1 protein-coding gene (cut by a window edge) is annotated in these 14,408 nt (G+C 69.5%); it reads left to right on the top strand.

The window, feature by feature from the left end; all coding sequences use genetic code 11:
- Positions 1-13: 13 nt before the first annotated feature.
- Positions 14-14,408: the 5' portion of a type I polyketide synthase gene (locus ACH438_RS41005; protein WP_397015679.1), read on the top strand. 560 nt of this gene lie beyond the right edge of the window; the window shows 14,395 of its 14,955 coding nt (coding positions 1-14,395); its start codon is at positions 14-16; its stop codon lies beyond the right edge, outside the window.

Below are 14,408 nucleotides of genomic sequence, written 5' to 3'. Positions count from 1 at the left end.
GACGGACACAAAGATGCCGAACGACGAGAAACTCCTGGAATACCTACGGCGCGCCACCGCCGACCTGGGTGACGCGCGGCGCAAGCTGCGGGAGACGGAGGACGCCCGGCACGAGCCGATCGCGATCGTCGGGATGGGCTGCCGGTATCCGGGCGGCGCGAATTCACCGGAACAACTGTGGGACCTGGTCACCGCCGGCACCGACGCCATCACCGAATGGCCACGCAATCGTGGCTGGGACGTCGACGGCCTCTACGACCCGGACCCGGACAACCCCGGCACCTCCTACACCCGCAACGGCGGATTCCTCTACGACGCCGGCGAATTCGACCCTGGCTTCTTCGGTATCTCACCACGCGAAGCGCTCGCCATGGATCCGCAACAGCGGTTGCTGCTGGAAGTAGCCTGGGAGACCCTGGAACGCGCCGGCATCGTGCCCGCCGCCCTGCGCAATACGGCCACCGGTGTCTTCATCGGCGCCATGGTCAACGGGTACGGCGCGGGCTGCGCCACCATCCCGGAGGTCGAGGGCCTGCTGCACACCGGCACCACCGGCAGCGTCGTCTCCGGGCGAGTGTCCTACGTGCTCGGCCTGACCGGACCGTCGTTCACCGTGGACACCGCCTGCTCGTCCTCATTGGTCGCGCTGCATCTGGCTGTGCGGTCGCTGCGTTCGGGGGAGTGCAGCATGGCACTGGCCGGCGGCGTGACCGTCGGCGCCGAACTCGACGCGTTCGTCTCCTTCAGCCGGCAGCGTGCCCTCGCCCCCGACGGCCGCTGCAAGGCATTCTCCGAGACCGCGGACGGCACCGCCTGGTCGGAAGGCGTGGGAGTACTGCTGCTGGAACGCCTTTCCGACGCAGTAGCCAACGGGCACCAGGTGCTGGCGATCGTGGCCGGTTCGGCGGTGAACCAGGACGGCGCATCGAACGGCCTCACCGCACCCAACGGCCCCGCACAGCAGCGGGTCATCCGCGCCGCCCTGGCCGATGCCCGGTTGTCCACGGCCGATGTCGATGTCGTCGAAGCGCACGGCACTGGCACCCGGCTGGGCGACCCGATCGAAGCCCAGGCCCTGCTGGCGACCTACGGCCGCGCCCGGCCCGCCGACGCGCCGCTGTGGCTGGGATCGCTGAAATCGAACATCGGGCACACCTCCGCGGCCGCGGGCGTGGGCGGAATCATCAAGATGGTGCAGGCGCTGCGGCACGGCGTACTGCCGCGGACGTTGCATGCGGATGAACCGTCCTCGCAGGTGGATTGGACCTCGGGCGCGGTGCGGCTGCTGTCCGAGCAGCGGGCCTGGCCGGACGTCGAACGGCCGCGACGCTCGGCCGTGTCCTCGTTCGGGGTGAGCGGGACCAATGCGCATGTGGTGCTGGAACAAGCACCTGAACCCGCAGCCACCGCAACATCTCCAGGCGAAGTAGCGCGTCTGCTGCCGTTCGTCGTCTCAGCGCGGACCGAGGATGCACTCGCGGCGCAGGCCCGCAGTCTGTATGGCGTTGTTGAGCGCGGAAGTGAGACTGGCGCAGCCTCGATTGCGCGGGCATTGGCCACCACGCGTACCGCATTCGAGCATCGCGCGGTCGTGATCGCCGACGGCCGCCACGACCTACTGGCGGGGTTGCGTGCACTCGAATCGGGCGACGATACAGCCGCCTTAATTCGCGGCGGTGGGACACACACCGGCCGAGTGGCCTTCATGTTCCCCGGCCAAGGCTCGCAGTGGGTGGGCATGGCCCGCGAGCTGTGGGAGCAGTCACCGGTCTTCGCGGCGCGGATGGCCGAGTGCGAGGCGGCCCTCGACCCGTTCGTGGACTGGTCACTGCGCGAGCGGATCTTCGAGGGCGACGCCTGGGATCGGGTGGATGTCGTTCAGCCGGTGCTGTTCTCGGTGATGGTGTCGCTGGCCGCGCTGTGGCGATATTTCGGCGTGGAACCCGCAGCGGTGGTGGGTCATTCGCAGGGTGAGATCGCTGCTGCGGTAGTGGCTGGCGGACTGTCGCTGGCAGACGGCGCGAAGGTTGTCGCGCTGCGGAGTAAGGCCATTGCCGCGCTCGCGGGTCGCGGTGGCATGGCCTCGGTACCGCTGCCAGTCGCGGACGTGACAGATCGCCTGCGCGACTGGACGGACCGGCTCTCGATCGCGGCCGTCAACGGTCCGTCATCGACTGTGGTCGCGGGTGATTCCGAGGCTATCGAGCGATTCGTCGCGGACCTCGTCGCCGCCGATATCCGCGCCCGGGTCATCCCCGTGGACTACGCGTCGCATTCGCCACAGGTCGAGGAGATTCGCGCCGAACTGCTGGCAGCACTCGCCGATATCGCGCCCACTTCCGGCGACATTCCGTTCTTCTCCACCGTGGACGCCGACTGGCGCGACACCGAGACCCTCGACGCCGAGTACTGGTATCGCAACCTGCGCCAGCCCGTACGCTTCGCCGACGCCACCCGCACCCTGCTCGACGACGGCTACGCCTTCTTCCTCGAACCGAGCACCCACCCCGTCCTCACAATCGGTGTGAACCAGACCGCCGAAGCGGCCGGCATCGAGGCCACCGCTGTCGGCACGCTCCGCCGCGACCAAGGCGGTCTCGACACCGCGCTGCGCTCCTTCGCCGAGGCACAGGTCCGCGGACTGTCCCCGGACTGGTCCGCCTTCTTCGCCGAAACACCCGGCACCGCAGTGCCACTGCCGACCTATGCCTTCCAGCACCGCTGGTTCTGGCTGCAGAGCCCGGAGGACGCCGTCATCGCGCCGCCGGCGGCCCACCCGGCAGAAACCGCCTTCTGGCAGACGGTCGACGACAAGAACCTCGCCGCCTTCACCGCCACCCTCGGCGTCGACCCCACCGACACGGTGAGCGACGTACTACCCGCCCTCGCGACCTGGCGCCGCGGCCTCGAAGACCGCGCCACCGCCGACTCCTGGCGCTACCGCGTCGATTGGGAACCGCTCACCGACCGCCCGAGCGCAGCACTCACCGGCACCTGGCTGCTTGTCACCTCCGCAGCCAATGGCGCGGATTCCGAACACGCCCATCCGCTGGCCGCTACGTGTGCGCGGGTACTCGCGGCCGGTGGCGCAGCTGTTGTGCCGGTCGTGCTGGATTCGTCCGCCGACGATCGGGAAGTGTTGTCCGCCTTGCTGACCGATGTGCTTGAAGGACTGCCGGAGCCGGTGGTCGGTGTGCTTTCCCTGCTCGGCCTCGACGAAACCCCGCACCGGCGCAATCCCCAAATGACCGACGGCACAGCACTGAGTCTGGTGCTGCTGCAGGCGCTCGGCGACAGCGGCTGCGCGGCCCCGATGTGGTGGGCCACTCGCGGCGCTGTGGCCGTCGATGGCGCCGATGTGCTCACGAGCCCGGCGCAGACTCTGCTGTGGGGTCTCGGTCGCGTTGCGGCGCTGGAGCATTCGGCTCGCTGGGGTGGCCTCGTCGACCTGCCCGCGACCCTCGACGAGCCGGCCGCGAAGCGACTGCGTCAGGTGTTCGCCCGTTTGGATGACGAGGATCAGGTCGCGATTCGTGCAGCTGGGATTCACGGAAGGCGCTTGGTCCGAGCCGAACTCGGCGACACCGTAGCCGCGCATCCCTGGCAGCCGCGCGGCACGGTTCTGATCACCGGCGGTACCGGTGGCGTCGGCAAGCACTTGGCCCGTTGGTTCGCCGATCGCGGCGCGGAGCACATCGTGCTGATCGGCCGCCGTGGCCCGGTCGGGGTGGAGGGCCTGACCGAGCTGACCGAGCAGCTGCTCGCGCGTGGCACACGGTTGACCATCGCCGCCTGCGATGTCGCGGACCTGGCGGCGCTGACGGAGCTCGTCGACGGATTGCGCAGCGGCGGAGCCGATATCCGCACTGTGGTCCACGCCGCCGGCGCGGGTGTGCTGATCCCGCTCGCCGATACCGATCCCGATCACTTCGCCGAAACGCTGGATGCCAAGGTCCGCGGTGCCGAGAATCTCGACGTCGTCTTCGGTGCGGACACATTGGACTCGTTCGTCCTGTTCTCCTCCATCTCCGCGGTCTGGGGCAGCGATGAGCACGGCGCGTACGCCGCCGCCAACGCCTACCTCGACGGCCTGGCCGAGAACCGCCGATCCCGCGGCCTGACCGCCACCTCGATCGTCTGGGGCATCTGGGATCCGGCCGACGGCGGCGGCATGGCCGCCAACCTCGCCGAAGCGCAATTGCGTGGCCGCGGTATCCCTTTCATGCCGCCGGCCGTCGCGCTCGATGCCTTCGGGCGGGTGCTCGACAACGACGACACCGTCGTACTGGTGGCCGCCGTCGATTGGGACCGCTTCGCGCCGGTGTTCACCTCGGTGCGGCCGAGCCCGCTGATCGGAAGCCTGCCGGAGGTCCGTCGCATCCTGGCCGCCGACGATGCGCCTGTCGCTGATGATGGTGCGGGTGCGGCACTGCGCCGCCAGCTACGCGAGGCCGCCCCGGCCGACCGCGATCGGCTCTTGATCGACTTGGTGCGCACTCATGCCGCACGGGTCCTTGGCCACGACTCCGCCTCCGCGGTCGAATCCGAAAGAGCCTTCCGCGACCTGGGTTTCGATTCGCTGACTGCTGTCGAGATGCGTAATCGGCTCAATACTGCGACCGGGCTGCGTCTGCCGGTGACGGTCATCTTCGATTACTCGTCGGCCACCGCGCTCGCGCGGCATCTGGGTGAATTGGCGCTCGGTACCGGAACCGATGCGCCCGAGCCGCTGCCGGTCGTCGCCGTCGACGACCAGGATCCCATCGTGATCGTCGGCATGGCCTGCCGCTATCCGGGTGGCGTGCAGGATCCGGACGGATTGTGGGACCTGCTGGTCGAGGGCCGTGACGCTGTCGCCGAACTGCCGGTGGACCGCGGCTGGAACGTGGAGTCGATCTATGACGCCGACCCGGACCAGCCCGGCTCGACCTATGCGGTCGAAGGTGGATTCCTCAGCGACGCAGCAGAATTCGACAACGCGTTCTTCGGTATCTCACCGCGTGAGGCGCTGGCCATGGATCCCCAGCAGCGACTGCTGCTGGAGACCTGCTGGGAGGCGCTCGAGCGCGCGGGCATCGATCCGGCCACCGCGCGTGGCAGCCGGACCGGCGTCTTCGCCGGCGCCGCCTACCAGGGGTACGGAAACCACGATGTGCCCGCGGAGGTGGAGGGCCATCTCATCGCGGGCGTGTCCACCAGCGTGCTGTCCGGCCGGATCGCCTACAGCCTCGGGCTCGAAGGCCCCGCCATCACCGTGGATACCGCATGCTCGTCCTCGCTGGTCGCGGTGCACCTGGCCGCACAGGCCCTGCGTAGTGGCGAATGCACGCTCGCCCTGGCCGGCGGCGTCACCATCCTCGGATCGACGCTGTCGCTCACCGGATTCAGCCGCCAGCGCGGCCTGGCCGCCGACGGGCGCTGCAAGTCCTACGCCGCGGCCGCGGACGGCTTCGGTATCGCCGAAGGCGTCGGTGTACTGCTGCTGGAACGACTTTCGGATGCCCGCCGCAACGGCCATCCGGTACTGGCCACGGTCCGCGGGTCCGCGATGAACCAGGACGGCGCCAGCAATGGCCTCACCGCCCCGAACGGCCTTGCCCAGCAGCGGGTCATCCGCGAGGCACTCGCCGGCGCCGGTCTCACCGCCGCCGACGTCGACGTGGTCGAAGGACACGGCACCGGCACCAAACTCGGCGACCCGATCGAAGCCGACGCACTACTGGCCACCTACGGCCGCAATCGGCCCGCGGACCGGCCGCTGCGCCTGGGCTCGGTGAAATCGAATATCGGCCACACCCAGGCGGCTTCGGGTGCCGCGGGCATCATCAAAGTGGTGCAGGCGTTGCGCCACGACCTGCTGCCGAAGTCCCTGTATGCCGCCGACCCCACGCCGAATGTCGACTGGTCCGCGGGCGCGGTCTCGCTGCTGGTGGAGTCCGAGCCGTGGGTCAGGAACGGACGACCGCGCCGCGCGGGCGTTTCCTCCTTCGGTCTCAGTGGCACCAATGCGCACGTGATCATCGAGCAGGCGCCCGAAGCGGAATCGGAAATCGATGCCCCGCAGCTCGATCGGCCTGTGCGGGAAGATCCTGCGTCGCAGGTGGATCGGCCTGTGCTGTGGCCCCTGTCCGGTCGTACCGAGCCTGCATTGCGGGCGCAGGCTGCCCGGCTGGCCGAGCACCTCGCTGCTCAGCCCGCGCTGTCTCCTGCGGATGTCGGGTACTCGCTGATCCGCGATCGGACACCGTTCGAATATCGGGCCGTCATCGGCGGCAACGATCGCGATGCCATGCTCGCGAGCCTGACCGCGTTGGCCGGAGGGCGCGCTGACGATCTACTCGTCGAGGGCATGGCCGCCCCGGTGGGCCGGACCGTTTTCGTGTTTCCGGGTCAGGGCTCGCAATGGGCGGGTATGGCTCGGGAGCTGTTGGACGAGTCTCCGGTATTCGCGAAGCGGATGGCCGAGTGTGAGGCGGCGTTGGCGCCGTTCGTGGAGTGGTCTCTGATTGATTTGCTGCGTTCGTCGGGTCCGTTGGATCGGGTGGATGTTGTTCAGCCGGTGTTGTTCTCGGTGATGGTGTCGCTGGCTGCGGTGTGGCGGTCCTTCGGTGTGGAACCTGCTGCGGTGGTGGGTCATTCGCAGGGTGAGATCGCTGCCGCGGTGGTGGCCGGCGGACTGTCCCTAGCAGACGGCGCGCGCATCGTCGCCCTGCGCAGCAAAGCGTTGCTGCCCCTCATCGGCCAGGGCGTGATGCTGTTCGCGGCCGTCCCGGCGGACTCGATCACCGAATACCTGGAGCCGTGGGCAGATCGGGTATCGGTGGCCGCGGTGAACGGTCCCGGCTCGGTGACGGTCTCGGGAGATCCCACCTCGCTGCAGGAGCTGAGCGAGCGGCTCGCCGACGCCGGAATCATGTCCTGGGAGCTGCCGGGCGTCGATTTCGCCGGACACTCGCCGCAGGTGGAAGCGCTTCGCGCCGAACTGGACACGGCCTTCACCGGAGTGACGCCACAGGTCTCGGAGATCGCGTTCTACTCCACGGCCACCGGCACGCGCCTCGACACCACCGCGCTGAACCCCGCCTACTGGTACCGGAACCTGAGGGAGCCGGTCCTGTTCTCGACGGCCGTCGACGCGCTGCTACGCGACGAGCACACGGTATTCGTCGAAGTCAGCCCGAATCCGGTGCTGTCGGTATGGCTGCGGCAAGCCATCGACACGGCCGAGGCCGCCGGATGCGTCACCGGCACCCTCGCCGACGGTGACGGTGGCCTGCGCCGCTTCCTGCTCTCACTCGGCACACTGCACACCTGCGGTGCCGACATCGATTGGGATGCCGTACTTTCCGGCACCGGCGGCAGCCGCGTCGAACTACCGACCTACGCTTTCCAGCGTTCCCGCTACTGGCTGCAGGCGCCGGCTATCGACCGTGCCGAGGTAGGGACGACCGGCGCTGATCCGGTTGCCGCCGGCTTCTGGACAGCGGTCGAGTCCGGTGACGTCACCACTGTGGCAAGCACACTGCGGATGACCGACGAGGAGACGCAGGCGTCGCTGAGCGCGGTGCTGCCCGCCCTTTCCTCATGGCATCGTGACCGCCGCGATCGTTCTACGCTGGATACCTGGCGGTACCGGGTGATCTGGAAGCCACTGCAGATCGGCGCGGAAAAGCCGGTGCTGCAAGGCATCTGGTGGCTGATAGTCCCCATCTCGTCGATGACCGACCCGGCCGTGGCCGCCTGCGCGAGCGCACTCGAGCGGCACGGCGCCACCGTCGTGACCGTGCCGTTCGACGACTCGGCCGATCGGGCTGCTGTCGCTGACGATCTGAGTGACCGCCTCCGTACCGGCGCACCCACCGGGGTGCTGTCGCTACTCGGTCTCGCGGCCGGCGGGCACGCGTCGGCGCCGGTATTGCCGTCCGGTCTGGCCATGACCGTGACGCTGGTGCAGGCGCTGGGCGACGCCGGTGTCAGCGCACCGATGTGGGCCGCGACCGTCGGCGCGGTCCGGGTGGGCCGCTCCGATGCGGCGCCGGCCGAGGACCAGGCGATGACCTGGGGGTTGGGTTCCGTTGCGGGCATGGAGTACCCGCAACGCTGGGCCGGTCTGATCGATCTGCCGGCGCAGTGGGACGAGCGGGTGCTCGACCGACTGGTTCGTGTACTCGCCGGTCTCGACGGTGAAGACCAACTCGCGTTGCGCGCCTCCGGTGTTTTCGCTCGCCGCCTCGTGCGGGCCGAACCGGTTGCGCCGGACGCCACCTGGACCACTTCGGGGACCGCGCTGATCACCGGCGGTACGGGCGCTCTCGGGGCGCATGTCGCACGGTGGCTGGCGCGTGCCGGTGCACGGCACATCCTGCTCGTCGGCCGGCAGGGACCTGCCGCGCCCGGTGTGGCCGCACTGGTGGCCGAGCTGGCGGAACTGGGCGTGGACGCCGAGGGCGTCGCCTGTGACGTCACCGACCGTGACGCGCTGGCCGCTCTGCTCGATTCGATTCCGGCGGACCGACCGCTGCGCACTGTGGTGCACGCGGCAGGTGTGCTGGATGACGGCGTACTCGACGCCCTCACCCCGGAACGTGCCGCCGCCGTGCTGCGTCCCAAGGCCGAGGCGGCCGCGCACCTCGACGAACTCACCCGCGATCTGGAGCTGGACGGGTTCATCCTCTACTCCTCACTCGCCGCCACACTGCCGGGTACCGGTCAGGGCAGCTATGCGGCGGCCAACGCCTATCTCGATGCCCTCGCGGAACAGCGCCGGTCCCTTGGCCTTCCGGCCACCTCAGTGGCTTGGGGGCTGTGGGCGGGCAATAGCGCCGCCGCCGCAGTGGGGGATCGGCTCGTCCGTGCGGGCCTGCAACCGATGGCACCGGACCTGGCCCTCGCCGCACTGGGCGCGGCGCTGGCCGAGGGTGAATCACGGCTCACCGTCTCCGGTTTCGACTGGGAGCGGTTCACTCGCACGTCGGTCACCCTGCGGCCCAACACCGTACTGCGTGAGCTGCCCGAAGCCGTCCCGTTCCTCGGCTCGGATACCGCTGACAGCGAGGGAGATTCACTCGCGGCACGGCTGGCCGGACTGTCCGCAGCCGAGCGTGAGGAGGAACTGATCGCGCTGGTCCGCGCGGAAGTCGCCGAGACGCTCGGTTACGCCGACGCCGACGGCATCGAACCCGGCCGGGTATTCCGTGACCTCGGCTTCGATTCGCTGACCGCCGTCGACCTCCGTAACCGCTTGGCGGCCACCACCGGGCTGCGACTGTCGGTCACCCTGGTCTTCGACCACCCCACGATCACCGCACTCGTACGCCACCTCGGCGAACTGCTCGGCGTCGAAACCATGGCACCCACCAACACCGCGACCAAGACAACCACCGCGACCGCGGCTGCCGCGAGCCAGACATCCACCGGGTCGGTCGAAGTGGACGATCCCATCGCGATCGTGGCGATGAGCTGCCGCTTCCCCGGCGATGTCGAAACCCCAGAGGACCTGTGGCAGCTCGTCCACGACGGCGTCGACGCCATCTCACCGTTCCCCGTCGGTCGCGGCTGGGACCTCGATGACCTCTACTCCGACGATCCGGGCCGGCTCGGCACCTCCTACACCCAGCACGGCGGATTCCTGCACCGCGCAGACGAATTCGACCCCACCTTCTTCGGCATCTCCCCACGCGAAGCGCTGGCGATCGACCCGCAGCAGCGGCTGCTCCTCGAAATCGCCTGGGAGGCCTTCGAACGGGCCGGGATCGATCCACTGTCACTGAAGGGCAGCCGTGCCGGTGTCTTCGTCGGCTCCAGCTACCACGACTACGGCGCCCGCGTGCGACAGCCGTCCGAAGAGCTCGAAGGCTATCTGGGCCTCGGCAGCGCCGGCAGCGTCGCCTCCGGTCGCATCGCCTACACCTTCGGAATCGAAGGGCCCGCCGTCACCGTGGACACGGCGTGCTCCTCATCGCTGGTGGCCATTCACCTTGCCGCACAGGCACTGCGCGGCGGTGAATGCATGCTCGCCCTGGCAGGTGGCGTGGCAGTCATGGCCACTCCGACGTCATTCGTCGAATTCAGCCGACAGCGCGGGCTCGCTGAAGACGGCCGATGCAAGCCATTCGCCGCCGCGGCCGACGGCACCGCCTGGGCCGAGGGTGCAGGCGTCGTTGTCCTGGAACGTCTCTCGGACGCGCGACGGAACGGGCACCCGGTACTGGCACTGGTCCGAGGCTCGGCCGTCAATCAAGACGGCGCCAGCAACGGCCTCACCGCCCCGAACGGCCCGGCCCAGCAGCGGGTCATCGCACAGGCGCTGGCCAGCGCCGGAATCACGGCCGCCGAGATCGACGCTGTCGAGGCGCACGGCACCGGCACCCGCCTGGGCGACCCCATCGAAGCTCAAGCGCTGCTGGCCACCTACGGGCAGGACCGGCCGGCGGATCGGCCACTGCTGCTCGGCTCACTGAAATCCAATATCGGGCACACCCAGGCGGCTGCCGGTATCGCCGGAGTCATCAAGATGGTGCAAGCCATGCGGCACGGCGTCCTACCCGGCACGCTGCACGTCGACCGGCCTACCCCGCTGGTCGACTGGTCCGCCGGCGCGGTGAACGTGCTGACCGAGAACACCGCCTGGCCCGAGACCGGCCACCCACGCCGGGCCGGCGTGTCCTCCTTCGGTGTCAGCGGCACGAACGCCCACACCATCCTGGAACACGTCCCCGCAGAGCATGACTCGAACTCGACATCGACGCCCAGCAGTGAGGGGGGTGGGCTGTGGCTCGTCTCCGGCCGCAGCGCGGCATCCCTGCGGGCGCAAGCAGGGCGACTGCTGGCGTACATCGAGGACCGTCCCGGGCTCGCCTCCGCCGAGATCGGCAGGGCTCTTGCGTTGCACCGCAGTGCTTTCGAGCATCGTGGCGCGGTCGTCGCCGACAGCCGCGAGACGCTGCTGGCGGGCTTGCGCGCACTGGCGGACGACGGTATCGCGCCCGGTGTACTGCGTGGCCGGTCCGGGGCGGGGAAGACGGCCTTCCTGTTCGCTGGGCAGGGCAGTCAGCGCGCCGGGATGGGGGCGGACCTCTATCACGCCCAACCTGTCTTCGCCGATGCGCTCGATGCGGTGTGCGTCGAGTTCGACACGGTGCTCGACCGGCCGTTGCGTGAGGTGATGTTCGCAGCGGCGGGATCGCCCGAGGCGGCGCTGCTCGATACCACCGCCTTCACTCAGCCCGCACTGTTCGCACTGGAGACGGCTCTGTTCCGGTTGCTGGAGCACTGGGATGTGACTCCGGCACTGCTGCTGGGGCATTCGGTGGGCGAGCTCGCCGCGGCGCATGTCGCGGGTGTGCTGTCGCTGCCGGACGCGGTCCGGCTGGTCGCGGCTCGTGGACGGCTCATGCAGGCCCTGCCGGAGGGCGGCGCCATGATCGCACTGACCGCCTCGGAAGCCGATGTGCTGCCGTTGTTGGCGGGGCTCGAGGATCGGGTGTCGATCGCGGCGGTGAACGGTCCGGCCTCGACGGTCGTCTCCGGTGACGCTGACACCGCGCTCGATATCGCGGCCCGCTGGCAGTCCGTGGGCGGCAAGGCGCGGCGGCTCACTGTCAGTCACGCCTTCCATTCCCCGCACATGGACGCGATGCTCGACGACTTCCGGCAGGTCGCCGAAACCGTCGACTTCCACGCACCGCTGATCCCGATCGTCTCGAATCTGACCGGACGGATCGCGAGTGCCGAGGAGATCCGCACCGCCGACTACTGGGTTACTCACGTACGCAACGCTGTTCGATTCCATGACGGCATGGCGTGCCTGCATGCACAGGGCGCCATTCGGTACCTGGAGCTGGGCCCCGACCAGTCGCTGACCGCGATGGGCCGAGACAGCCTCGCCGACCACGGCGTCGATCCGGACGTCCTGGTTTCGCTGCTGCGGCGCGACCGTGCCGAGATTGCCTCGGCGACAACCGCGCTGGCGCAGCTCCATACCCGTGGGCTGCCGGTCGATTGGGCACGGTTCTTCGGCGGCCCGGCGGGTGCGCATGTGGACCTACCCACCTACGCCTTCCAGCGCGAGCGCTACTGGCTCGAAGCCGACGCTGCCACCGGCGATGTCGGGTCGGCGGGCCTGCGTCCTGCCGGGCACCCGTTGCTGGGTGGAGTGGTCGAACTCCCGGACACCGGCGGATTCCTGTGCACCACCAGGCTTTCCCTCCGCAGTCACCCCTGGCTGGCCGACCACGCCGTATTGGGCTCGGCGCTGTTCCCGGCCACCGCCTTCCTCGAACTGGCCATCCGGGCCGGCGACGAAGCCGGCTGCACCGAGGTCGACGAACTGTTGCTGGAATCGCCCCTGGTGATCGCGCCGAACAGCGCTGTGCTCCTGCAGGTTTCAGTGGGCGCACCCGGCGCGGACGGCAGCCGATCGATCGCGGTGTACTCCCGCCCCGAATCGTCGGCTCCCGGACAGCCGTGGACTCGCCACGCCAGCGGCCTGCTCACCGAAGCCGAACCGAACGAGCCCGCGGTCGTGGGCGAATGGCCGCCCCGAGACGCCGAACCGATCGACGTAACGGACCTCTACGAGCGCTTCGAACAAGGCGGCTTCGCCTACGGACCGGCCTTCCAAGGCCTGCGCGCCGCCTGGCGCCTCGGCGACGAGGTCTACGCCGAAGCGAGCCTGCCGCGACAACATCGCGGCGACGCGACCGCCTACGGCCTGCACCCCGCCCTGCTCGACAGCTCCCTGCACGCACTGACCTTCGGCATCCTCGAAGGTTCGACACAGAGCTGGTTGCCGTTCTCCTGGAACGGCGTCCGCCTGCACGCCTCGGGCGCCTCCACACTGCGCATCCGATTGCGCCCCGCCGGGCGCGACGCGGTCGAGGTCCTGGCAACGGACGCGGCAGGCGACCCCGTCGCCTCGATGCGCTCCCTGGTACTGCGCCCGGTGTCCGCCGACCAGCTCGGCGCCGCCCGCCCAGCCGCCGGACACGAGGAACTCTTCCGTGTCGAATGGTCTGCTCTGCCGACGAAAACGCCTGCTGCGGCGGGCGACTGGGTCGTCCTCGGCGAGGAGTCCGCACAGTGGACCGCGGCAGGCGTCACACGCGGTGTGACCGATCTCGCCGAGCTGCTGACCGGCGACCTGCCCGCAGTGGTGGTAGCTCCGATCCCGTCCGCTCCGGCCTCACTGACCGATGATCCGGCCGCACCAGGGAAGGGCGATCCGTCTGTGAGGGCGGAGATTTCGTCAGAGCCGGCGCCGCGGGATGAGGTGGCGGCAGTTCGAGCAGCGAGCGAGTACGCGCTCGCGCTGGTCCAAACCTGGCTCGCGGACGAGCGGTTCCGGGGTGCGACCCTGCTGGTGGTGACGCGCGGTGGAGTCGCCGTGCGACCGGACGCCGATGTGCCGGACTTGGCCCATGCCGCGGTCTGGGGGCTCGTGCGTACCGCGCAGACAGAGCATCCCGGCCAGTTCGTGATCGCGGATCTGGACGGCGAGACCGGCTCTCTAGCCGCGCTTCCGGCAGCGGTAGCTTCCGGCGAGCCGCAGCTGGCCGTGCGTTCCGGTGTGGCACATCAGGCTCGGCTGGCCCGGGTTCCGCGTGCCGATGCGCCCGCGGAGCCCGTGTGGGAGCGCGGCGGGACCGTCCTGATCACCGGTGGTACCGGTGCGATCGGGCGGCACATCGCGCGCCACCTCGTGTCCGAGCACGGTGTGCGGCGGCTGGTTTTGACCGGCCGACGTGGACTCGCCGCAGACGGCGCGGCTGAGCTGCGGGACGAGTTGAGCGCGCTCGGTGCGGATACCCAGATCGTCGCTTGCGATGTCGCCGAACGGGATCGGGTCGCCGAGCTGCTCGCGGGGATTCCCGCGGCGCATCCGCTCACCGCGGTAGTGCATGCCGCCGGTGTGCTCGCCGACGGTGTGATCGGCGCCCTGACCCCGCAGCGGTTGCGAGAAGTCTTGCGCCCCAAGGCGGATGCGGCCCTGCATCTGCACGAGCTGACCGCCGGAATGGAACTCTCGGCGTTCGTGATGTTCTCGTCCATCGCCGGTGTCTTCGGTGGGATGGGCCAGGCCAACTACGCCGCGGCCAATGCGTTCCTCGATGCACTCGCACATCGCAGGCGGGCGCAGGGCGTGCCAGCGGCAGCCCTCGATTGGGGCCTGTGGACCACCGAAGGCGGCATGAGCGGCTCGCTCGACGAAGCCGATCTGCGCCGCATCGCACGCGGTGGCATCCTCGCCTTCACCCCCGAGGACGGCGTCGATCTGTTCGACCTGGCCGTCGCCGCCGACGAACCTGCCGCGCTGCCACTGCGTCTCGACCTGGAAGCGACCGCGACGGCCGGCTACCCGCCCATGCTGCGCGGCCTGATCCGCCCACGGACGCGGCGAGTTGCCGGCG

This window comes from Nocardia sp. NPDC020380, from assembly GCF_044386975.1.
Lineage (GTDB): Bacteria > Actinomycetota > Actinomycetes > Mycobacteriales > Mycobacteriaceae > Nocardia.
This window is presented reverse-complemented; position numbering and strand designations above follow the sequence as displayed.